12 protein-coding genes are annotated in these 24,469 nt (G+C 57.9%); 10 read left to right on the top strand and 2 right to left on the bottom strand.

Annotation, left to right across the window (positions count from 1 at the left end):
* Nucleotides 1-8 precede the first annotated feature (8 nt).
* The 6 genes from FNT36_RS21710 to FNT36_RS21685 all read left to right on the top strand — a co-directional run bounded on the left by FNT36_RS21710 (nucleotide 9) and on the right by FNT36_RS21685 (nucleotide 15,654).
* Complete coding sequence (locus FNT36_RS21710; protein ID WP_144852066.1) at nucleotides 9-2,300, top strand: LysM peptidoglycan-binding domain-containing protein; 2,292 nt, start codon at nucleotides 9-11, stop codon at nucleotides 2,298-2,300.
* Nucleotides 2,301-2,379: 79 nt separating this feature from the next.
* Entirely contained in the window at nucleotides 2,380-4,650 is a 2,271-nt protein-coding gene (locus tag FNT36_RS21705; protein ID WP_144852064.1) for an NADP-dependent malic enzyme, read from the top strand.
* Nucleotides 4,651-4,847: 197 nt separating this feature from the next.
* On the top strand, nucleotides 4,848-5,453 hold the full coding sequence (gene ruvA / locus FNT36_RS21700) for a Holliday junction branch migration protein RuvA (RefSeq protein WP_144852062.1): 606 nt from the start codon (nucleotides 4,848-4,850) through the stop codon (nucleotides 5,451-5,453).
* A 131-nt stretch (nucleotides 5,454-5,584) separates the two neighbouring features.
* Complete coding sequence (sov, locus tag FNT36_RS21695) at nucleotides 5,585-13,288, top strand: T9SS outer membrane translocon Sov/SprA (protein ID WP_233636136.1); 7,704 nt, start codon at nucleotides 5,585-5,587, stop codon at nucleotides 13,286-13,288.
* Between the two features lie 119 nt (nucleotides 13,289-13,407).
* On the top strand, nucleotides 13,408-13,788 hold the full coding sequence (gene gcvH, locus FNT36_RS21690; protein WP_144852060.1) for a glycine cleavage system protein GcvH: 381 nt from the start codon (nucleotides 13,408-13,410) through the stop codon (nucleotides 13,786-13,788).
* A gap of 111 nt (nucleotides 13,789-13,899) precedes the next feature.
* Nucleotides 13,900-15,654 carry a VanZ family protein gene (locus FNT36_RS21685; RefSeq protein ID WP_233636135.1) on the top strand — a complete coding sequence of 585 codons (1,755 nt, stop codon included), beginning with the start codon at nucleotides 13,900-13,902 and terminating at the stop codon, nucleotides 15,652-15,654.
* Between the two features lie 148 nt (nucleotides 15,655-15,802).
* Here the strand turns inward: FNT36_RS21685 and FNT36_RS21680 are convergent, their stop codons facing one another.
* Together FNT36_RS21680 and FNT36_RS21675 are read right to left on the bottom strand one after the other, a co-directional pair.
* Complete coding sequence (locus FNT36_RS21680; protein ID WP_144852056.1) at nucleotides 15,803-16,345, bottom strand: hypothetical protein; 543 nt, start codon at nucleotides 16,343-16,345, stop codon at nucleotides 15,803-15,805.
* A 310-nt stretch (nucleotides 16,346-16,655) separates the two neighbouring features.
* Nucleotides 16,656-17,570, bottom strand: coding sequence for a YicC/YloC family endoribonuclease (locus tag FNT36_RS21675; protein ID WP_144852054.1), 915 nt, complete (start codon nucleotides 17,568-17,570; stop codon nucleotides 16,656-16,658).
* Nucleotides 17,571-17,913: 343 nt separating this feature from the next.
* Here FNT36_RS21675 and FNT36_RS21670 point away from each other — a divergent pair, with 343 nt between their 5' ends.
* The 4 genes from FNT36_RS21670 to FNT36_RS21655 all read left to right on the top strand — a co-directional run bounded on the left by FNT36_RS21670 (nucleotide 17,914) and on the right by FNT36_RS21655 (nucleotide 24,460).
* Nucleotides 17,914-21,327: a TonB-dependent receptor gene (locus FNT36_RS21670; RefSeq protein WP_144852052.1), complete on the top strand. Its 3,414-nt coding sequence runs from the start codon at nucleotides 17,914-17,916 to the stop codon at nucleotides 21,325-21,327.
* Nucleotides 21,328-21,676: 349 nt separating this feature from the next.
* Nucleotides 21,677-22,636, top strand: a complete 960-nt coding sequence (locus FNT36_RS21665) for a phytanoyl-CoA dioxygenase family protein (protein ID WP_144852050.1) — start codon at nucleotides 21,677-21,679, stop codon at nucleotides 22,634-22,636.
* Between the two features lie 43 nt (nucleotides 22,637-22,679).
* Nucleotides 22,680-23,867, top strand: coding sequence for a glycosyltransferase (locus FNT36_RS21660; protein ID WP_233636134.1), 1,188 nt, complete (start codon nucleotides 22,680-22,682; stop codon nucleotides 23,865-23,867).
* Nucleotides 23,864-24,460, top strand: coding sequence for a hypothetical protein (locus FNT36_RS21655; RefSeq protein WP_144852046.1), 597 nt, complete (start codon nucleotides 23,864-23,866; stop codon nucleotides 24,458-24,460). The genes FNT36_RS21660 and FNT36_RS21655 overlap by 4 nt, the downstream gene beginning before the upstream one ends.
* Nucleotides 24,461-24,469: the final 9 nt, after the last annotated feature.

Here is a 24,469-nt window from a genome sequence, read left to right as displayed (position 1 = left end):
TTAGCCTAATGAAAGTATTGCACCAAGTACCCGCGTCGGCCAATCGCCCTGCTTTGCGGGGTCGTTTGACAGGCCGGTTACTCGTGTGGGCCCTGGCACTAGGAGCGCTGCCGGCAGCCGCTCAGCGAGTGCCCCGCCCCCAACAGGCCGCACCGTTGGATACTGTTCGCCAATTAGTTGACCTGCCTGCCGCTACCATTGACTCGCTGGCCGCTGAGCCCCTTATCGAGCTTCAGGTGGATTCGGCCCGCCTAGCTTGGCTGCAAACCCCGACCACGCTGCAAGAGCTAGTAGGCGACCGCATGAGCTGCTTTGAAACGGCGGCGCCGCACCAATTTAATAATGCCGTGATGGCCTACGTGCGGCTTTTTACGGAGCGGCAGCGCGGCTATACCCAGCGTGTGCTAGAGCGTCGGGATTTTTACTTCCCAATTTTTGAGAAGTACCTAGCCAAGTATAACCTACCCGACGAGCTGAAATATTTATCGGTAGTAGAATCGGCTCTTATACCCACGGCCAAGTCGGGGGTTGGTGCCGTGGGCCTGTGGCAGTTTATGCCGCCCACTGCTAACGACCTACGCCTGAAGCGTGATGAATGGGTAGACGAGCGCATGCACCCCGAAAAGGCGACGGAGGCAGCCTGCAAATATCTACGTGACCTCTACCGGACGTTTCACGACTGGGAACTAGTGCTGGCCGCCTACAACTGGGGCACGGGCAATGTGCAGCGGGTAATCCGCAAGACGGGCAAGCGCAATTTCTGGGATATGTACCCGCACATGCCCGCCGAAACACGCAACTACGTGCCCACTTTCACGGCCATCATGTACGCCATGACCTACGCCAAGGAGCACGACCTGCATAGCCCAGCATTGCGCTACCAGCACTACGAGCAGCTTGACACGCTGACGCTGCACGGGCAAGCGCTTGACTTGCGCCGCCTCAGCCGGGCCTTGGGCTACGACGACTCGCTGGCCCTGGCCCGCTACAACCCCGAACTGCGCCGCGCTAGCCTACCAGCCGGCTACCGGCCCTATGTGCTGCGGTTTCCGGCGGCGGCGCGCGAGCACCTAGGTGATGTAGACCGCCCTACGCTGCTAGCTTACTGCCAGCCTGCGGCCGAGCTACCACGGCCGCTGTCGCCGCTGTTTGTTCGGCTAGCGGGCGTCGAGCCTTGGCCGACCAACACACAATTGGCCCGCACTTCTTATGAAGAAGCCGCTCCGCGCTTCCGGCGGCTCACGCACACGCTGCACCGCGGGCAAACCTTAGTCACCGTGGCTGAGAAATACCACGTGAGCCCAGCCCAACTGCGTAAGTGGAACGGCCTACGCAAAGAGCAGCCGCTGAAGCCCGGTCGTCAGCTGCTGGTAATGGTGCCCGCTCCAGTGCCCTCAGCTCTGGCTGCCAATCAGGCCATAATAGCAGCAGCTGCGCCGCCCCCCGTAACGGTGGCCACGCTACGCCGCGCTGCCCCAACCGACAGCACTGCGCTGCTACTAGCCGCTGCTAATGCGCGCTACGCCCGCCAAGCCCAGGAGCGCGCTGCCCGCGAGATAGCCCAGGCCCAGGAGTTGGCTCGTGTGAAAAAGCAGCTGGCAGCCCGGGCTGAGGCTCAGCGCCGCCTATCTATTGCGCAGGCGGCCGTCGCAGCCAAGGCTACTGCCGCCACGCGCCTAGGTATGCCCACCGACTCGGCGGCCACCGAAGCCACTGCTACTGTAGCACTAGTACAACAGCCTGCGCGCACCACCAAGCGCCGCGAAACGCGCGTCATTGCTCCGCAGCCGGAGCTCGCTACTACCTCCGATGCGTCCCTAGCCTCCGAAGAGACTGTGGCTACACCACGGCTCAGCCGTGCCGCGCTTGCCGAAGGACGCCCCACTGGCCGGCCGCAGGCTGACAGCCGCCGACCTAGGGAAGAAAAAACCGAAGCAGCTACAGTACTCTATACTGTGCGGCCGGGCGACAACCTCACCAAGCTGGCGCAATCACAAGGCGTCAGCATCGAGCAGCTGAAGGCCTGGAATAAGCTAACCACCGAAACCGTGATGGCAGGGCAGCAGTTGCACCTGGCTGCGCCCGCCGATGCCACCGCCCTACCAGCAGTAGCCCAGACGCCGCGCCATGCCAAGCACAGCCTTGCCACCCCCGCACTGGAAACGCATACTGTGCAGCCCGGCGATACGCTATTTAGCATCGCCAAACGCTTTGGACTGACGCTGGCTCAGCTAAAACGCCTCAACCACCTAGCTACCGACCAGGTAAAACCGGGCCAAAAGCTAGTGGTGGGCGGGTAGCGCCCGCCGAATAAAGTGTAATTTTGCCGAACGGCCGCGATTGGTTCGCGGCCGTTTCTGTTTGGTCTAACTTCCCACCATGCTCAAAATCAATCCGCAAGACGCGCTCGCCTACCACGAGCTTAGCCCCCAGGGCAAAATCGAGGTAGTACCCACCAAGCCCGTGAGCACCCAGCTCGACCTAGCGCTGGCCTACTCGCCGGGCGTAGCCGAGCCCTGCAAGGAAATCGCCAAAAATCCTGACGATGTGTACAAGTACACCGCCAAGGGCAACCTAGTAGCGGTTATCTCCAACGGCACGGCCGTGCTCGGCCTAGGTAACATTGGGCCGGCCGCGTCGAAGCCCGTGATGGAAGGCAAAGGCGTACTGTTCAAGAAGTTCGCGGGTATTGATTGCTTTGATATTGAGATTGACGCGCAGGACCCTGACGAGTTTATCCGCATCGTGAAGGCCCTAGAGCCCACGTTTGGCGGCATCAACTTGGAGGATATCAAGGCGCCGGAGTGCTTCCGCATCGAAACCGAGCTGCGAGAGAAAATGAACATTCCGCTGATGCACGACGACCAGCACGGCACGGCCATCATCACATCGGCCGCCCTGCTGAACGCACTGGAAATCGTGGGCAAGAAGATAGACGAGATTCAGCTGGTGGTGAGCGGCGCGGGTGCCGCAGCGGTTTCGTGCCTACGCCTGTACCTAGAGCTAGGCGTCAAGCTCGAAAACGTGGTTGTCTTTGACAAAGACGGCATCATCAATCCCGGCCGCACCAACTTGGCCGACATGCAGATGCGCTTTGCCACCCACCGGCCCATTAGCACAATGGCCGAGGCGCTGCAAGGTGCCGACGTGTTTCTAGGTCTGTCGGCGGCCAACGTGCTGCCGCCCGAGCTACTGCTGACGATGGCCGACAACCCCATCGTGTTTGCGTTGGCTAACCCCGACCCCGAAATCAGCTACGACCTAGCGATGAGCACCCGGCCCGACCTGATTATGGCCACCGGCCGCTCGGACCACCCCAACCAGGTAAACAACGTGCTGGGCTTCCCCTACATTTTCCGGGGAGCCTTGGACGTGCGCGCTACCGAAATCAACGAGGCCATGAAGCTGGCCGCCGTGCACGCTCTGGCCGAGCTGAGCAAGGAGCCGGTGCCCGACATGGTGAATAAGGCTTACGGCGATAACACGCTGGCTTTCGGCCGCGCCTACCTCATTCCAAAGCCCCTCGACCCGCGCCTCATCACTACACTGTCGCCGGCCGTGGCCAAGGCGGCTATGGAAAGCGGTGTAGCCCGCCGCGACATCACCGACTGGCAGGCCTACGAAGACGAGCTGCGCGCCCGCCTAGGGGTCAACCAGAAGCTGATGAACCGCATTACGTCGGCAGCCCGCTCGGGCCCGCGCCGCGTGGTGTTTGCCGAGGCTGATAACTACAAAATTCTCAAAGCGGCCCAGATTGTGCGCGATGAGAACATCGCCCACCCCATCTTGCTAGGGCCGGAAGACCGTATCAAGGCAATTGCCCAGGAGAATAACATCGACCTCGAAGGCTGCGAGATTCTCGACATTTTGCAGAATGATGAGAAGCGCCACGAATACGCCGAGTTGCTGTACCAGAAGCGCCAGCGCCGGGGCATCACGCTCTACGAAGGCAAGCGCCTGATGCGCGAGCGCAACTACTACGCCGCCATGATGGTCGAAACTGGCGCAGCCGACGCTTGCATCACCGGCTTCACCAAAGACTATGGCAAGAGCATTGTGCCGGCGCTGCAAGTAATTGGGCCGGCCGAAGGCGTGAGCCGGGTGGCCTCGATGTACATCATTCAGAACCGCCGCGGGCCGTTCTTCTTTGCCGATACCACGGTGAACATTAACCCCACCGCTGAAGAGCTGGTAGGCATCATTGGCCTGACGGCGCGGGCCGTGCGGTTTTTCGACACCGAGCCCCGCGTGGCGGCTATTTCGTACTCCAACTTTGGCTCGAATTCGGGCGTGCTGCCCGACAAGATGCGCACCGCCACGGCCTTGGCCAAGGAGCGCTACCCCGACCTACTCATCGACGGCGAAATGCAAGCTAACGTAGCCCTCAATCCTGAGCTGCTACGCGAGCAGTACGGCTTCTCGCCGCTGGCCGAGCGCGGCGCCAACACGCTGATTTTCCCCAACGTAGAATCGGGCAACATCGCCTACAAAGTGTTGCAGGAAATCGGCGGCGCCGAGGTAATCGGGCCTATCTTGATGGGCATGCGCAAGCCGGTGCACATTCTGCAGTTGGGCGCTAGTGTACGCGAGATTGTGAACATGACGGCCATTGCGGTGGCCGACGCCCAGCGCGGCGGTAAGGCCTTGTAAGCCAGTAGCAGACAACCTCGTTTTACTATTTTATTAAGGCGGCCCGAAAGCAGACAGCTTGCTTTCGGGCCGCCTTGCTAGTATTTGGTCGCCTAGGGCTTATTTTTGATAGTACAAAGCCAAGAACCGCTTGCTAGGCCATACTTAGGCTTGGCAAGCAACTTTTCCTCGGCGGCCCACCGCCAGTATTCTCTGCTATGATAGCCTACCTAGACGGTAAACTTGCCTATAAAGACCCAACTCAAGCCATCATCGACACCGGTGGCGTAGGCTACGAAGTAAAAATTTCGCTGGCTACTTACTCTAAGTTGCCTGCTGAAGACGAAAAAGTTAAGGTCTATACCTACCAGCACATTAAGGAGGATGGACAAACGCTGTATGGCTTTCTCGACCCTAATGAGAAAGCGCTGTTTCTGCACCTGATTTCGGTGTCGGGCATCGGCCCGGGCACGGGCATTATCATGGTGAGCAGCATGGGTGTGGGCGAGATTCGCCAAGCCATCGTGAATGAAGATGTACGCGCCATCCAAAGCATCAAGGGCGTAGGGCCTAAAACGGCGCAGCGCGTAATACTCGACCTCAAGGACAAGCTGCGCAAAGACGAGCTGCTAGCTAAGGCCGGCGTAGACACTGTGCCACTGGCTCGCCAGCACAATACCCAGCGCCAGGAAGCGTTGCAGGCACTGGTAATGCTGGGGTTTGCCCGAGCGGCAGCCGAGAAAACGCTCGACCAGATTCAGCACAAGCACGGCAACGACTTGAGCGTGGAAGAGCTTATCAAATTTGCTCTTAAATCGCACTAGGCAAACGGCCGGGCAGCTACCAGTACCTAGGCCTAGGCGGCAGCAAGCGCTGTTGCCTAGGCTGTTAGCTTTATCTACTTAAACCCGGCGACACCTACCTAGGTAGGGCGGGGCCGAACCTTCGTATCTGCTTGAAGTCTCTACTATCTGCTGGTTATAAATTACTTACGCCTGCCACTATCCTGACGACCACTTTGGTCTCGTCGGTGTTTATGGCAGCGGCGTGGGCGGGCTCGGCCGGGGCGGCGGGGCACTCGCGCGTAGCAGTTGGGGTGTTTACGTGGGCGGGCCAGCTAGGGTTGCCTATGCAAGGCCTACCGGCTCAAACCGCGCCGGCCGACACGGGCCGCTACCGCCCCAGCCGCCGGCCGCGGGTGCGCACCCAAGACCGACCGGGCAGCCGCTTTTCGCCGCAGCGGCGGCGCTCGCCGCTGGTACTACCCCTGCCCAAAAGCGTGCAGGTGAAGGTGACGCCCGACGACAGCCTCAAGCGCTACGACGTGCGCGAAACGGTGGGCACCGACATCGACTACCGTGACCCCACCGAAATCACGCGGGAAGAACTGCTGCGGTTTCAGGAGCGGCAGGCCATCAACGACTACTATCGCTTACGCAGCCAGGGCGGCGTGGCGGGCACTGGGGCGCAGCCCGGCTCGGCCCAGGCCCAGCGGCTCATTCCGAAGATTGACATTGGGCCGGTAGCCGACCGCATTTTTGGTGGGCGCTACATCGACATTCGGCCGGCGGGCTCACTCACACTCAAGGCTGGTGCGCGCTTCAACACGAACCGCAACCCAGCCCTTACTCTGCGCCAGCAGAGCGTAGGTGACTTCATTTTTGAGCAGAACATGAACTTGAACTTGAGCGGTACGGTCGGTACCAAACTCAAGCTCACGTTCAACTACGATACTAAGGCAGCGTTCGACTTCGACAACCAGATGAAGTTCGACTACGTGGGGCAGCCTACCGACATCCTGCGTAAGCTGGACCTAGGTAACGTGAGCATGCCGCTGAACAACTCGTTGATAACGGGTGGCTCTAACTTGTTCGGTATCAAAACCCAGTTACAATTTGGACGCCTGGGCGTGACGGCGGTGGCGGCTACACTACGCGGCTCGGCCGACGAGGTGCGGGTGCAAAACGGTGCTCAAAGCCGCACCTACGAGCTCAAAGCCAGCCAGTACGAGCGCGACCGTCACTTCTTCCTGGCCCAGTACTTCCGCGACCAGTACGACCAGAACCTACGTGGTTTGCCCACGGTGCAGAGCGGCATCACCGTCACCCGCCTAGAGGTGTACGTGACCAACGATAACCGCACTACCGACAACCTGCGCAACGTGGTGGCCCTGATGGACCTAGGTGAGCCGCGGCGCGACCGTACGTTGCGCTCGCAGTTTTTCAATCAGACCGTGGGGGGGGCGCCCTTTGCCCGCAACCCCGGCAACTCGCTATATAATGCGCTGCTGAATGGTGGCGCGGCTGCCCGCGACAACCTGAACGTGGAGCAGTACCTAGGTAGCCTGCCCACCCCGCAGGGCACGGTAGCGCTGATTAAAAACCTCGACTACGAGCGGGTACGCGCCCGCAAGCTGGCTCCCAGCGAGTACACCTTCAATCCGCAGCTCGGCTACATCAACCTGAATACTGCCCTGCTGCCCGACCAAGTGCTGGGCGTCAGCTACTCGTACATCTACAACGGCACTACCTACACGGTGGGCGAAACGATAAACGAGTACAGCAACGTAGCGCAGGACCAAGTAATCTTCCTGAAACTGCTGAAGGCGACCAACCCCGGTGTGGGCACCGTAGCCTACGACGATAGGAGTCTCAACTTCAACCAGTTCAACCCGAACTTACGCACCCGCAACACGCCAGCCTGGGATTTGATGATGAAAAACATCTATCCCCTGAACGCTTCGCAGCTCAACCGCGACAACTTTAACCTTCAGATTATTTACAAGGACGACGCCACCGGCGTAGACTTGATTTCGCTGAAGGAAGGCGCGCGCATTCAGAATACGCCGCTGATACAGGTGCTGGGGCTAGACCGGGTGAATGCCAACAACGACCGCAACGCCGACGGCAACTTCGACTTTTTCCCGGGTATCACCATTGACCCGGAGCTAGGAAAGATAATTTTCCCAAGCGTGCAGCCGTTTGGCTCTTACCTGCGGGCGCAGTTTGACACGACCAATACCAACGCTACCGTAGCGGCCTCTGAGCGGGCGCTGGTGCAGAAGTATGTGTACCAGGCGCTCTACAACCAGACGCAGAGCGATGCGCAACAGCAGCAAGTAAAAGACAAGTTTTTCCTGCGTGGGCGCTTCCAAGGCGCGGCAGGCTCTGATGAAATCAGCCTGCCCGGCATTGGGGTGGCGCAGGGCTCGGTAAAGGTGTACTCGGGCAGCACGCTACTAACGGAGGGCGTTGATTACCAAGTATTTTATGACCAGGCTAAGGTTAAAATTCTTAACCCAGCTTATCTCAGCGCGGCCAACGAGCTGCGTATAGCTTTCGAGAAGAACGCCTTGGTGCAGGTGCAGCCGCGCAAGCTGGTGGGCACTCGCCTCGACTACGCTGCTAACAAGGACGCGCTGTTTGGCTTCACGGCCATGCACATCCTAGAAAACCAGGCTCCCGGCATCAACCGCGTGAACATCGGCGACGAACCGGCTAACAATACCATGCTGGGCGGCGACGTGAGCTTCCGCAAAGACAGCCGGGTGCTGACCAAGCTAGTAGACATGCTACCCATCGTCTCGACCAAAGAGGTATCGACGGTAGCCTTTACGGGCGAAGTGGCTAAACTCATTGCCGGCCGGGCCCAGCTGGGGCGCGGCGAAAACGGCGTGAGCTACATCGACGACTTTGAAAATGCTCGCACGCCCTACACCCTCGGCGGGCTGGCCTCGGTACCGGCCTGGCGCCTGGCAGCCACACCCGCGCCCATTTTGGGCACAGCTACTGGGCTGGCTAGTAACTACCAGCGCGGCAAGCTGGCCTGGTACACCATCGACCAGAGCTACTATACAGGCGGCAACGGCACATCGGGTATTTCGAACGCTACGCTCAGCAACTTTTATACGCGTGGCATACCTCGCAATGAGATATTTCCCAATAAGGACCTAGGGACTACCGGCAACGGCTATGAGTACAGCTTCGATCTAGCTTATTACCCTGGCGAGCGCGGCCCCTATAACTTCTCGACCGGCCTTGACCGTTCAGATAGCAATGGCCGCCGCTTTGCCAACACCACAGGCGCTGCCAATGCAAACCGCTTCGGCGGCATTTCACGAGGTATCACATTTGACACGGACTTCGACAATGCCAACATCGAATACTTAGAATTCTGGATGCTGGACCCTTTTGCAAAGGCCAGCAATCGAGAACTAACCCGGATAGATGACCCAGCTTCGAGCACGCCCTATTATGCGGATACAAACCCCGGTGGCCGGTTTATCCTGAACCTAGGCAATGTGAGCGAAGATGCGCTGAAAGACGGCAACCGCCACGAGTTTGAGAACGGCCTGCCTACGCCGGCCGACCCCGACCCAACACAAAATACAGAACCCACCGCCTGGGGCCGCGTTACTACGCAGCAGTTCTTGACCGATGCGTTCAACGCCGCTGCGGGCGCCCGTGCTCTGCAAGATGTGGGCTTGGATGGCTTCGGCAATGTCGATGAGAAGGTTTTTTGGAATGGCAAGCCAGGAGGTTTTAACGCGTTTGACGACCCGGCGGCCGATGACTTCCGCCACCACCTTGACCCGTTTTATACTCAGAACAACGTCCAGCTCCTAGGTCGCTACAAAGACTACGACAACTACGAAGGCAACTCGCCCGAAAACTCGCAGCTCAGCTCCACGGCTTACCCCGACAAAGAAGACCTGAACCGCGACAACGTAGTACAAGACTCGGAGCAGTACTATGAGTACACCATGGATTTGCGCCCAGGCAAGCTTAACATCGGGGAGAACTACATTATTGACAAAGTAGAGGCCCCCGTTACCAATACTACGGGAACGGTTACCGGCGAAACGGTGACATATTACCAGTTTCGCATTCCAGTGCGTGAGTACACCGGCATTCAAGGCAACAGAGGACCGAATGACTTTAAGAACATTCGTTTCATGCGCTTCTACCTCACTGGCTGGGAGCAGCCGGTAGTACTACGCATGGTGCAGCCGCAGTTCGTGGCCAACCAGTGGCGCCGCTTTCTGAGTCGCATCTCTGACCCTAACAGTGGCCTAACTACGCAGATAACCGATGCCAAGACCTTCAACGTGTCGACGGTGAGCGTAGAGGAAAACGGCCTAACCACGGCCGCCAGCAGCGGCGCCATTCCCTACGTGCAGCCGCCTGGTATTACGCGCGACATCGAGTACGGCTCGTCGTCGGTTTCGCGCCAGCAAAATGAGCAGAGCCTGCGCCTATGCGTGGAGGAACTGCGTGATGGCTATGCTAAGGCAGCTTATAAGAATATCACTATCAACATGCTGCGCTATAAGCGCTTACGCATGTACCTGCACGCCGACTCGCAAGACCCCAATACACTGAGCAGCATGCAAGAAGGCGACAGTGTACGGGCCTTTTTGCGCATTGGCACCGACTACACCCAGAACTACTACGAGTACTCGCTGCCCCTCACGTTCACGACGGCTGGCCAAACGGCTCAGACTGACGTGTGGCCCGAAAGCAACAACATAGACATCGCCTTCCAAGACTTTATTGATGCCAAGGCTGAGCGCAACCAGCGTGGCTGGCCGCTCACGCTGCCCTATATAAAGAAAGTGCTGCTGCCCAGCGGAAAAACAGCTTACATCACTATCCTGGGCAACCCCGACTTTTCGGCGGTGCAAGGCTGTATGATAGGTGTGCTCAACCCCGTAAAAGTTGGCAATACCAGTGTAAAAACCTTCTGCTTATGGGCCGATGAACTCCGGGTGTTTGATTTCGAAAACCAGGGCGGCTGGGCGGCCAATGCCCGCCTAAACGTGAAACTGGCCGACCTAGCCAACATCACAGCCACAGGCTCGTTTGTGGGCGTGGGCTTCGGGGGCTTGCAGGATAAGGCTCAGGCCCGCTCGACCAGCGATGTGGTGCGCGGCGACCTCAACGCCACGGTAGCCGTCGATAAGTTTTTACCGTCTGCTCTGCGCCTGAAGGTGCCCGTGCTGGTGCAGGCCAGCACCCAAATCAGCACCCCGCAGTACGACCCTCTCGACCCCGACACCAAGCTAGAGCAAAGCTTGCTCAAGTTTCAGACTGACCAAGCCAAGGCCGAGTACAAGCAATTGGTAGTAGACCGCACCACTAGCCGCAGCATCTCGGTGCTGAACGTGCGCAAGGAGCGCGCTCCCACCCAAACCAAGGTGCACCCCTGGGACATTGAGAACGTAGCCGTGAGCTACGCCATTACCGAGCGCACCCACTCCGATATCAACACCCAGAGCGACTATTCACGCTCGTACACGGCGGCGCTGGCCTACATCTACCAAACTACCCCGCGCAGCATTACGCCGCTGAGCAATATCAAGGCGCTCGACAACCCTTACCTTAAGATTTTCAAGGAAGTCAACTTCTCACCGTTGCCGAGCCGCTTCTCGTTCCGCACCGACCTCGACCGGCGCTATAACGAGCGCTTTTTGCAGCGCGTGCTGGAGCCGGGCACGCTGCCCACCACGGGCGATATTCCGGGGGTATTCTATAAGTCGTTTTACATCAATAGGGTGTATGACCTGCGCTGGGATGTTACCAAGGCTTTGGCTATTGACTACACCGCTAACAACCGTGGTGTAATTGACGAGGGCATCGGCCGCTCTATTGGCGACAGTCCCGAGGCCCGCGCCAACCGCGAGCAGCAGTGGAAAAACCTGCTGCGCGGCGGCCGCACCACCAACTTCGACCAAACTATCTCGGCCACCTATCGCCTGCCGCTCGATAAATTTCCGCTCACCGACTGGCTCTCGGCCGATGTGCGCTACTCGGCGCACTATACCTGGCAGGCGGCCTCTACCGCCCTGCGCGCCCGCACCCCTACCCCTAGGCGCTTCACTGATGGTACTATAGACCCGACCGACACAACCACCGTCGCCATTAACCTAGGCAACACGGTGCAGAACAACGCCGAGTTTACGGCCAACGGTAAGATTGACCTGGTGAAACTGTACAACAAAGTGCGGTTTCTGAATATCATCAACAATGCCCAGCCAGCCCCGCGCCCCCGGCCAGCCCAGCCGGTGGCGGGCGCGCCGGTGCCGCCCGGCCGGCCCCAGCAGCCTGCTGCCCCCGACACGGCCCGCAAAGACCCATTGCGCTTTGTGAAGGCTGCCCTGCGGGCCATCATGACCGCCCGCAGCATCAACTTTACCTACGCCCACTCCAATGGCACGCTGCTACCGGGCTACCTACCTAGGACGCGCTACTTTGGCCTCACCGACGGCAGCTTCGATGGCTTGGCGCCGGGCATTCCCTTTGTGCTAGGCCGGCAGTACAGCCTCTCCTCGCTCTACGAGGAGGCCGTCAGCAAGGGCTGGTACACGCAATCGAGCCAGTATTTGAACACAGCTTACAGTGCCCTGCTGACTGATAACGTGGCGGCCCGCACTGCCCTAGAGCCCTTCCGCGGCTTCAACGTGCAACTCGATGCCCGCTGGCAGCGCACCAAAAACGACGAAGCTTACTATCGTAATGCAATAGACACCTCAGCCGTTGCCTATAAAGAAGTTGGCTACCTTCAGCCTTTTGGTGATTTAAGACAAGCCCCTGTTCAAGCGCTAGGCACGGGCTCATTCAGCGCCACTACCATCACCATCCAAACGTTTTTTGGTGACCTAGGCGCCAACGGCGAAACCAGTAAGGCCTTCGACCGCTTCGTGGCCAACCGCGCAGCGGTGCAAGCCAAGCTGCAGGCGGCTAACCCGGCTAGTGCCGCGGGTGGCACTACCACTGGCCTCTACAGCCTCAATTCGCAGGATGTGCTGATTCAGAGCTTCTTGGATGCCTACCACGGCAAGTCGTCGGATGGCTACGAGGCCAAGCGCTTCAACCCGTTTGGTATGTTCCCGCTGCCCAACTGGCGCCTCGAGTATAATACCTTTGCTGAATTGCCGGGTATGCGCGACCTGTTCCGCTCGTTCACCATCAATCACTTATACTCGTCAGTATACACCCTAGGCAGCTATACCACTACTACCAACTACAGCCAGCAGCCTGATTTTGGGCCTAATGCGCTCATACCTCTTATCACTAACAGCACTGGCCAGTACGTGCCGTACTACGTGGTAGGGCAGGTTAGCTTCTTGGAAAGCCTAGCCCCGCTGGTGGGTATCAATTTTCAAACCGTCAACAACGTAACTGGCCGCTTGCAATATGCCACCAGCCGCGCTGTGGCTTTGAACACCACCAACGCCCAGGTGACCGAAGTGCACGCCACCGACCTTACCATTGGTATCGGCTACGCAGCCACCGGCCTGCGGCTGCCCTTCCGGGTGGGTGGCGAGCAGCGCGTTCTCAAAAACAACTTGCAAGCGCGCCTCGACCTAAGCATTCGCGACAATACTACCATTCAGCGCAGCATTCTAAATTCGGTAGACCCCATTCCGGGCCTGACGGGTGGTGCGCCCGCCGTACAGGGCGACGTGGGCATTCCGACTGCGCAGATTACCAACGGCGCCCTCACGGTGCAGCTGCGTCCCACCGTCGACTACCTGCTCAATGCTCGTCTCAATCTTCAATTCTACTTTACCCAAACCATCACGCAGCCTCGCGTGAGCAATGCCTTCCGCAACGCCACCACCGAGGGCGGCTTGCAGCTACGCTACAGTTTGCAGTAGCCGCTACGCAAACGAGTAAAGTGGCCCTTGCATGCTTTTTCATCAATAGCTACTGCCCGCGGCAACGTACTTTTGCCGCACCTCTTCTTTACTCATTTATTCAGCGCCCCTTTTACCTCATGGATTTCCCCGCCACCCTGCACTATACCAAAGACCACGAATGGCTGCGCGTCGAAGGCGACGTGGCGTACATCGGCATCACCGACCACGCGCAGCGCGAGCTAGGCGACATTGTGTACGTGGACGTTGATACTGTGGATAAGGATATTGCTCAGCACGACGTATTCGGCACCGTAGAGGCCGTGAAGACGGTTTCTGACTTGTTCAGCCCTATTACGGGCACGGTGCTCGAAGTAAACGCTAAGCTTGCCGACGCCCCCGAAACCGTAAACTCGGACCCCTACGGCGACGGCTGGATTATTAAAATGTCTATCGGCAACCCCGCCGAAATCGACGAGCTAATGACCGCCGACGCTTACAGCGAATTGGTAGGCGCCTAGGTCCGTCCTACGCTACTTCAGAACGCCATGCCTCGGAACGCTCTGCGTTCGGCATGGCGTTCTTTTTGGCTCTTTTCTCTTGCCCGCTTCTGCTGCTTATTGCGTCTCCTTATGGCCCAGTCCTCTTCCCGAAAACTCTACGCCGTGCCGCCTGTGCTGTGGGCGATAATCATGCTGGTGCTCACCCTCACCCCGGCCAAGGAGATGCCCCGCACCCCAGACTGGAAGCTGCTAGCCTTCGACACGGCAGCCCATGCGGGGGTCTTTGCCGTGCTAGCCGTGCTGAGTTGGGTGGCCCTTCGGCAGCAGCGTCGCTGGCCCGCGCTGGCTCAACGGCCAGCTATGCCTGTGCTCATAGGCAGTGTGCTATTCGGAGGCCTTATCGAGATTCTGCAATACCTCATGGCAGTGGGGCGCCAAGCCGAATGGTCGGACCTAGTTGGTGATAGCTTAGGGGCCGCACTGGCGCTATTGCTAATCAGTGGAGGCTGGCACTGGTGGACGCGCCGCCAAATGGCTACTTCCCTATTACTGCTGCTCTTGAGCAGCAGCCTTTTTTTTGTCCGTCCGGCCCAGGCCCAGGCGCCTGACCTAGGCCGCGCCCGCCGCACTATCGAAGCCTTAGCTGCGCCCAATATGCATGGCCGCGGCTATGTGCAGGGCGGCGAGCACCAGGCCGCTGCGTACCTACGCGGCCGGCTACGCCAGCTAGGCTTGCAGCCACTGGCGCCCGACTTTATGCAGTCGTTTACGTTGGATGTAAATACGTTTCCGGGTAAACTGGAGCTGCAACTCGGTTACCAAAGTCGGCTTTCTATGCCTGCTGTATCCTTCACCCCAGGCATCGATTTTATTGCATCACCCGAGTCGCCTAGCGCTGCCACCACAGCCGCCTCGCTTATCCCAGCCGACACCGCAGCTTTGTATGGGGGCGAAGCTAAGGCACGAGAATTATTGTCTGGTTACTTAGACAGCAAGCCAAACCAATTCTTAGTACTGAGCCAACGTGCGGAAAACCAATTAACTGCACCTAGCAATGCTGATTTATTGGCCAAATGGGAAAGAATGTATAAGGCACGCCTTGTACTGGTCAATAAGTTAACCGCTTCCGTAGCTGAGCAGCAAGGCAAACAGCCTCATCTAGAGGTGCTGGCTTCCAAATGGCCGCCGGGTCAAACTAGCAATGCCGCCGCTCCTTTCACCGCTACGCTTCGCGTCGACGCGGAGCTCAAGCGCAATTACCAAACGCAGAACCTTGCTGCCATCGTCCGCGGGCGCACTCAGCCCGATAGCTTTCTGGTAGTATCGGCCCACTACGACCACCTAGGGATGATGGGGAACAAAACCTATTTCCCGGGCGCCAACGATAATGCAAGTGGGGTGGCACTGTTGCTGGAGCTCGCCGCCCACTACGCCCGCCCCGAAAACCGGCCTATTTACTCGGTCGTGTTTCTGCTGTTTGGGGCTGAGGAGGCGGGGCTAGTAGGCTCGCGCTACTTCGTGGCGCATCCGCTGGTACCGCTGCCGCATATTAAGTTTTTGGTTAACCTCGACCTTCTAGGCACCGGTGAGGAAGGCGCTACCGTCGTTAATGGAAAAGTCTACGAGCCCGCTTACCAGCGCCTCACTGCCCTCAACGAGGCGCACCACTATCTGCCGCGCCTCACCGCCCGCGGCCGCGCCGCCAATTCCGACCATTTTCCCTTCTCGGAGGCGGGCGTGCCAGCCTTTTTCCTTTATACCCGTGGCGGCAGCCAGGCCTACCACGATGTACACGACGTACCAGGCGCGTTGTCACTGGCGGGGTTTGCGGGAGCCTTTGGACTAGTGCGCGACTTTCTGAACGACCTAGGCGCCCGGCCCTAGGTACCCATATCGACACTAAAAAACCCCGACCGCTAACCGGCCGGGGTTTTTTCTAAAATAATAGTATAAGTCTTGTTATAATGTTAGCCTAATGCACTAATAATCTGTCACAAGTATCCCCCACTTTCCGCCAGGAGGCGGAAATCGTTTACCCGTTGGCTTTCAACGAGTTTAAGATTTTCTTTGCCAGTGGCTCCCATTCGGGCTTTTGGCGGTCGGCGCAGTTAAAAGTGCAGATGAGGAGCTTGCCTTGCACGTCGGTGAAGAACACCAAGGTGTAGACTTCGTGGCCCATCTCCGGCTTCATAAATTCGAGGTAACCCACTTTGCGGCCCGAAACCTCCTTCACACCCTCACCAAACCAAGTAGTCTGCTTGTACTGCTTGTGGTAGGTTTTGGAGAAGTTGGCCTGGTACACATCGACCATGTCCTGGTCGGCTTCGTTGTCGGAGTAGTTGAAGGACAACGTCACTAAGTTGTTGTTAGTGAACACTACGCTGGGCCGGCTGCTGGCGTGCGAATAGATAAAATCCATTTGCTGCTCGGTCATCAGCTCGAAGCCTTTCGGAATTAGTACTTCTACGCGCTCGCTCAATACTCGCTTTTTTACCAGCTCGATTTCCGAGGCGGGCCGGGCCGCCATCAGCAGGCCCGATAACGAGACCAGCAGGGTTAGTATGAGTGACTTCATAAAAGTAAAAAAGTAAGAGGGTGAGTAAGTAGAAATAGCTCTTCGTCCTTTGTGGAAACTAAGTTACAAGCAAAATCCAAATTTCATTGCAATTGAAAATGACGTAGCTCATTCTCCGCAAATCAAATTTTAGCAAAACAATTTATTATTATAAGTTACTTATTATCAGAGTTTATATTAATAACAAGTAAAGCTAAGCATCTTATAAAATAACAATAATTTATTCGTTCTACACGTCCATTTTATTAGAAATATGCAAAACGTAATCCGAAAGATGCAGCAGTTTTTTTGAAAATTATTTTTGCGGTAATCACAAAATGTTGTTGAGCTGCTCCTTTATTTTTTCCAACTCCTCTTTCATGCCCACCACAAGGTGCTGCACGGTAGCATCATTAGCCTTCGAACCTATCGTATTGATTTCTCGGCCTATTTCCTGCGCCAGAAAGCCCAGCTTCTTGCCTACTGCCTCATCGGGCTGCTGAATTGCTAACTCGAAATAGTTTAAATGCGCAGCTAAACGCACTTTTTCTTCAGCAATGTCGAGCTTTTCTATATAGTAAAGTACTTCTTGCTCGAAGCGAGTAGCGTTGAACTGCTCGTGCTGCGTAAGCTCGGCCAAATGCGCCGCGAGGCGCTGGCGCACATGCGCAATGCGCTGTGGGTCGTGCAGCTCTACAGCGGCCAACTGCTGCCGGATGGTAGCGATATAGCCTAGTATCTCGGCCTGAAGCGTCTGGCCCTCGTCGTGGCGAAATTGCTGCATGGCAGCGAGCGCCTCGGTGAGCAGTGGCTGTAGCTCGGCCCAAGTGGGCTCGTCGGCGGGGCCAGCCTCAGCTTGGGCGGCCTGGGCTTGCTCGGCCGCGCTAGGAATAACACCGGGCAGGCGCAGGGCCGCCAGTAGGGTTTCTTCGCTAGTAGACAACCCTAGGTGCTGGGCCACGGCTTGCAACTCGCGAAAGGCGGCGAGCAGCGCCTCGCGATTGAGCGATACAGCTGCTGAAGTAGTGGTGGTGGAACGGGTGAAATCGAGGTTGAAATTGACTTTGCCGCGCAACAGAGCTTTCGTGATTTGCTGGCGGATTTCAAGCTCGTGGGCTTGCAAAAAGCGCGGTAGGCGCAGGGTGAGGTCGAGAGTTTTAGAATTGAGCGAGCGAAGCTCTACTGTGGCAGTGTAGCGGTCGGTTTCGCGGTGAGCTTGGCCGAAGCCGGTCATGGATAACAACATAGCGGGGAGAAGCCTGGGCCAGCGGCGCCAGGAGCAGCGTTGGTGATACAAAGGTGAGTGGCAAAGCTATTGCCCTAGGGCCTTTAACGGCCACTGAGGGCATTTACCCTTCGACTAAGGGTTTTTACTCGCTAGACGGTGATGTTGCGGCGGCAGAGCTACCAGTTGGATGGCCGTTACACACCTTATTATATATAGTGCCTTTCCGAGCCGCTTCACTAGCGCCTATGTTACGCCAGTATTACATCTTATGTTGATTACCAATAATTTGATAATTTATGAAGTCTTAATTAGCTTATAGCGTGGGGGAACTTTGCAGGCGCATTGGCTTAACCCCCTTTTTATGCGCATTCGTACCCTAGGTCAGCCCGCAACGCGACTGACCACCCTGCTTTTTTTGCTGCTGGCCCACTGGGCCTCGGCGCAAGTCACCACCTCGTCGATAAGCGGCAAGGTCATTTCTGATAAGAACGAGGAGCTCATTGGCGTTACCGTCGTGGCTACTAACGTGCCCACTGGCACCAAACGCGGCACGGCCAGCGAGTCGGACGGTCGGTTCAGCATTCCGAACTTGGCACCCGGCGGGCCTTACACGGTCACGGTAACCTACGTAGGCTACAAGGAGCAGACGGTGAGCGGTGTATACCTGACCCTAGGCAACACTACGCGCCTCAACTTTACGATGGCCGCCGAAGCGCAGGCCCTGAATGAAGTAGTTATTACGGGCAACACGCAGGCCACTAAAACCGGCGCGGGCACCAACGTGGGCAAGGAGGCTATTCAGCAGCTACCCACTATTTCGCGTAGCATTCAGGACTTTACGCGCCTCGACCCGCGCAACTCGAATAACTCGTTTGCGGGCTCGTCATTCCGCTACAATAACATTACCCTAGATGGCGCCGTGAACAACGACGCTATTGGCTTTTCGCCTTCCCTAGGTGGGCAGGGCGGCACCTCGGGCCTGCCGGGCTCGTCGGCCCGCGCCAACCCGATTTCGCTCGACGCTATCCAGGAAATTCAAGCGTCGGTGGCGCCGTTCGACGTGAAGCTGGGCAACTTTACGGGCGGCTCGATTAACGCCGTGACGCGCTCGGGCACCAACGACTTTCACGGCTCGGTGTATGGCTACGGCCGCAACCAAGGTATCACGGGCCGCAGCATCGACGACGACCGCAGCCGCATCGGCAGCAGCTACCACGACTACCAGACGGGCTTCCGCCTAGGTGGCCCGATTGTGAAAAATAAGCTGTTTTTCTTTGTAAACGGCGAAATAGCCCGCCGCCAAGAGCCGCAGTTTTATGGCGCAGGCACGCCTGGCTCGCCAGTGTCGCAAGACCTAGCCCAGCTCATTGCCAACAAGCTGCAAACCACTTACGGCTACAACGTAGGTGAGTACAACAACTATAACATCCACGCCAACAGCGACAAAATTTTCGGCCGTCTCGACTTCAACCTCGATGATAAGACGAGCATCGCGCTGCGCCACAACTACGTGAAGTCGGACGCGACCAACCTAGAGCGCTCGGGCAGCTTGTTTAAGTTTGGCTCGCAGGACTTCAACCAGAACAACTTGCAGAACTCGACGGTACTGGAAGTGAAGTCGAACTTTAGCAGCAAGATTGCTAACAACCTCATCCTGGGTTATACCAACATCCACGATTACCGCTCGCTGCTGGGCGGCCAGAGCACGCTGTTTCCAGCAGTACAGATAAACAATGTGGGCCCCTCGGCAGGCGACAACACGCTGTACTCGGGCACCTACTATCGCGGCTCGAACCAAATTTTGCTGGGCTCGGACCGGGAAGCAAGCATCTTCAACACCCGCACCAAGACCTTCGAAATCACCGACAACCTGACCTACTTCCTGGGCAACCACACGCTGACCCTAGGTACCCACAACGAGCTGTATAAGATTGACTACGGCTTTATCAACTCTTGGAATGGCCGCATTGAGTACAACAGCGTGTCGCAGTTCCTGAACAACCAGCCGACCCGTATTCGTGGTACGTCGAACAAGAATGACAACAGCTACGACTATAACTACAACAACCCGTCGGCTTCGTTTAATGTCAACCTGTACTCGGCTTACTTGCAGGACGAGTGGAACGCGACCGACCGCCTAAAAATCACGCCCGGCCTACGCTTTGACCTCAGCTCGCTGCCCACGGCCCCGGCCCTGAATACGGCCTTAGTGAACAACCCGCAAAACGACGCCCGCACCCTGAACCAGACCTATCAGCATAGGAGCTGGACGGAGTTTAACAACAGTCTTTTGGGCCGCATCCAAGTGTCGCCGCGCCTAGGCTTCAACTACGACGTGAAGGGCGATGGCAGCATCGTAGTGCGTGGTGGTACGGGCTTATTCACGGGCCGCATTCCGTTTGCGTGGCTGGGCTATGCTTACTACAACAACGGCATCAACTACAACTCGGTAGACTACAACAATATTCAGCCCACTAGCGGCGATTTGTCGAAAGGCCCTCAGATACTGCTCAGCCAGAATCCTGACCAGATTTATCAAAACGCGCAGACTGCCTTGCCAAATTCGGTTCAGAACACGACTGAAATCAACCTCATCGACCCCGACTTCAAGATGCCGCAAATCTGGCGCTCGTCGCTGGCCTTCGACTTCAAGCTGCCCATGGGCTTCCGGGCTTCGGTAGAGGGCTTGTACACGGAGGTGCTGCAAGATGTGAAGTTCCAGAACATCAACCTGATTGACAACGCGACTTACTTTGCCCAAGGCCCAACGCAGTCGCCCCGCTACACGGGCTATACCTTCCCCGGCACTACCAGCGCCGCTACTAGGGTGAACACGAACTTCTCGAACGCCTTCTTGCTGACCAACACCAACCAAGGCCGTCGCTACCAGCTGACTGGCTCGGTGGGCAAGACCTTCGTGAACCTACTAGACCTGAGCGCGGCCTATACCTACGGCGTGAGTAAGGACATCAGCAATGGTATCCGCAACTCGCCCCAAAGCAACTGGGAGCTGAACCCGGCATTGAACGTGAATGACCCTGCACTGTCGTACTCCAACTTTGACCTGCGCCACCGCGTGGTAGCTAGCATCAACCTGCACCACGGCCTAGGTCAGCGTTTCACGGGCTACTTCACCTCGGTGCTGACTTATGCCAGCGGCTCGCCCTATACCTGGGTGTACAACAACAACTTCCTAGGCAACGGGCAGCAGAACGTACAGCTCGCTTACATCCCTGGCTCGGCTACTGATATCACCCTCGTCAATCGCGTAGCTACTACCGTAAACCCCACAGGCTTTGCTATCGACGCCAGCGGCGCGCAATACGCAGCCCTGAGCAGCTTTATCGACAACGACCCCTACCTCAAGAACCGCCGCGGGCAGTATGCCGAGCGCAACGCCGCTCGCACACCTTGGAACAACCAAGCTGACGTGCGCTTCATGGTAGAGGCCAAGCTGGGCAAACTGGAGGCCAACGAAGCCGGTCAGATTCCGGCCCGCCACACTATCCAGATTTCGTTTGATATCCAGAACGTGGGCAACATGCTCAATAAAAACTGGGGTCGCCAGTACTTCGTGCCCAACACCTTCAACTCGACCCTAGGTACCGGCCTCTCGCAGGTAGCCTTCGCCGATGCGGCGGGCAACATTTCGACCACATACAGCGCCAATCAGTACAACCGGCCGGCATTCACCTACAGCTCGCCAGCTACCTACTCCATCGACCAGCTGGCCTCGCGCTGGCAGGGCCAGTTGGGCGTGCGTTACCTCTTCTAATAGCTACGGCACCCTAGAAGCCTGGGCCCTGGTTCCGCTGTTGCGGGGCCAGGGCCCTTTTGCTTTTTGGCCTTTGCCTGCTTTACACCTCCGTCCTATTGTGTGGGCTTAGGTAGAAAAAGTCATCGGTTACGCTGAGAAAAAGCTGATTTTCATTTAAAAAACAATTAAATACTTATATATTGACAGCTTTCACAAAGGCCAGCTTATTTATGAAGTAAAGATGAACAATACTATTGCACTACAAAATAATATCTCTCTGATTAAATAATTGTAAATCAAATACTAATACACCATAGCCAAGAACTTTCATTGCACCTTCTACCCTCTCTAACTACCGCCAGCCACCATGAAAGCACTAGAGCAGTACACCGGATTTTTACGTCGGCTACGCTTCACGTATTGGTTGTTTAACCTAGCGCACTTGCTGCGGCTGGCCAAAAACAAGCAGCTGTACAAAACCCTAGGTATTGGCAAGGCAGTGTGGCAGCACGTAGCCCACGCCGATATCAAGCAGCCGTCAGCCGATACGCCGTGGTTGGACCAAGATAGTATTGCGCCAGAGGCCATTCGGAAGCAGGCGCACTTTAGCGAGTTTCCGGCAGCGCTGCAGGCCCAGCTGCTACTATGGCCACAAAATGGCTTCCTTATCTTGCCCGGACTGCTAGCCGCTGAAGCTGATGCGGTGAACGCAGAAATAACGGCGCTACGCGAAGCGGGTAAGATTGCGTTCAATTTCACCGGCCGCAAGATTTTTAATGCCTGGAAGCACAGCCCGGCCGCAGCGGGCATCTTTCATCACCCGCTGCTGCTGGCTCTCATCAGGTTTATTTTCAATAAAGAAGTCGTGCCTTTTCAGACCGTCAACTTTATCAGAGGCAGCCAGGAGAAGCCGCACAGCGACAGCATTCACATGACCACCGAGCCGCTAGGCTACCTCGTGGCCGTGTGGGTGGCCCTCGAAGATATTGAGGCGGGCAGCGGCGAGCTGTTGTTTTACCCAGGCAGCCACAAGCTCCGCTACGTGATGAGCGAGGATTTTGTCAGCGGCAACACATCTCTGCAACTCGGCCACGATACCCGCGAAAGCTATGAGCGCAAAATTGAAGAGCTTCTGCAGCAGCACGCATGTGTAGGCCAGCCTTTTTTGGCTAAGAAAGGCGATGTGCTTGTCTGGCACGCCAATCTATTGCACGCTGGCTCGCCCATTTTGGACCCTCAACTGACGCGCCAGAGCATGGTGGCGCATTACTTCGCAGAGGGCGTGCTTCAGTACCATGAAATAACGCAGCGCCCCGCCATTATCTGACGCGGCGGCCGGCAGCGGCTTGCTGCGCTGCTACTTTCGGGGCGTGAGAGTTTTGCACCTGCCCAAGTGGTACCCCCACCGCTACGACGACCAAGACGGCGACTTTGTGGCCCGGCACGTGGCGGCCATTGCGGCGCATGGCGGGCCGGTGCAAGCTGCGGTAGTGTTTGCCACGGTAGCCCGCGGCCCCCTACCGGCACTGCTGGTAGAGGAAGCCGACCTAGGCGGGCCGGTGCCTACCTGGCGCTACTACTACCGGGCACGCCCCACCGGCCTAGCCTCTCTCGACAAGCTGCTGAAGCTGGGGCTGTGGCTGCTGGCCCAGCAGCGCGGCTTGCGAGCGGTACGGCGCCACTGGGGCGGCGCCCGGCCCGAGGTGGTGCACGCGCACGTGCTGTTTCGGCCAGCGGCGTGGGCGTGGTGGCTACAATGGCGCCACGGCACGCCTTATGTGCTTACAGAGCACTGGACGGCCTTCCAGCCCATCAACATAGGCCGGCTGAGCAGGCCCATGCGCTGGCTAGCCGGCTGGCTGGTGCGCCGGGCTGCCGCATTCACGCCCGTTTCGGCCGACCTAGGGCAGGCACTGGCGGCGTTGGGCGGCGTCAATGCACATACCACTGTCATTCCCAATGTGGTTGATATCGAGTTGTTTCATCCCCCTACCCCGCCAGGCGTGCGCAGTGGGCTGCTGCACGTAGCCGCCTTCAACGAGCCAGCCAAGAACCTAGGTGGCTTGCTGCGCACGGTGGCCAAGCTGCACCGCGAGCAGCCCGGCCTGCGCTTGCGGGTGGCGGGCTATGGCCCAGCCGAGGCGGCGCTGCACCACCTAGCCCAGGAGCTAGGGCTCTTGACTACGGGCATTGTCACGTTTTTGGGTAAGTTGGCCCCAGCCCAGGTAGCGGCCGAAATGCGCCGCGCCACCTGCCTGGTTTTGTTCTCGAATTACGAAAACCTCCCGTGTGTGCTCATCGAGGCGCAGGCTAGCGGCTTGCCCGCCGTAGCCACCCGCGTAGGCGGCGTGCCCGAGTTGCTACCCGAGCCGAGCCTCGGACTGCTGGTGCCGCCCGGCAACGAAGTAGCCTTAGCCCAAGCCCTGCGCGAGGTGCTAGCAGCCCCCGCCGGCCGCTTCGACCCCGCTCGCCTGCGGGCGCGGGCCGTGGCCCAGTACAGCTACCTAGCAGTGGGGCAGGCGTTCGGCGCGGTCTATGCCCGTATTTTGGGGCAATGAAAATTATCCGCTCGCTGCTCGAAGCCGCCGTGGTCCTGGTGGTAGTGCTGGGGCTGTTGCGCTGGGCACTCAGCATTTTTAGCAAGAAAACTACCATTTACTGCCCCACCACTACCCGGCAACTAGCGCTACTTACGTGGCCGCTGCTGGCAGTGGGCGCCGGCCTGGCCGCCGCGGGGCCCGACCTGCTAGCCGCTACCGCCGCCGAGCGCTGGCTGGCCTGGGGCTTGCTGGGAGCTGTGCTAGCCCTAGCTGCCCCAGCCCTAGTGCTGCACCTACGCTACTACACGCTCAACGCGGCTACCACCTTGGTTTTTGACCCCACCAAGGGTCACCTGCAAGTAGCGCTCAATGAAGTGCTGGCCTACGACCCCGCGCGTCAAGGCTGGCCCGGCCCCGGTCCGGTGGAGTGGAGCCGCTGCCGCTGGCCCGGCGTATTTTGGCGGCCCTACGAATATCTGCGCCTGCCGCTGCCCCAGGGCGATATTATTCTCACCGTATTGGTGCTGCCTAGCATGCAGCCATTAGTGCACTACTTACGCTATTTTGGGGTGGAAGTGGTAGAAAAACGACGCGGCTGGGCATGGATTTAGGCGTTGGCT

Origin of the sequence: Hymenobacter setariae (genome assembly GCF_007713685.1) — a bacterium.
Lineage (GTDB): Bacteria > Bacteroidota > Bacteroidia > Cytophagales > Hymenobacteraceae > Hymenobacter > Hymenobacter setariae.
The sequence above is the reverse complement of the archived record's forward strand: the minus strand, read 5'-3'. Positions and strand labels throughout refer to the sequence as shown.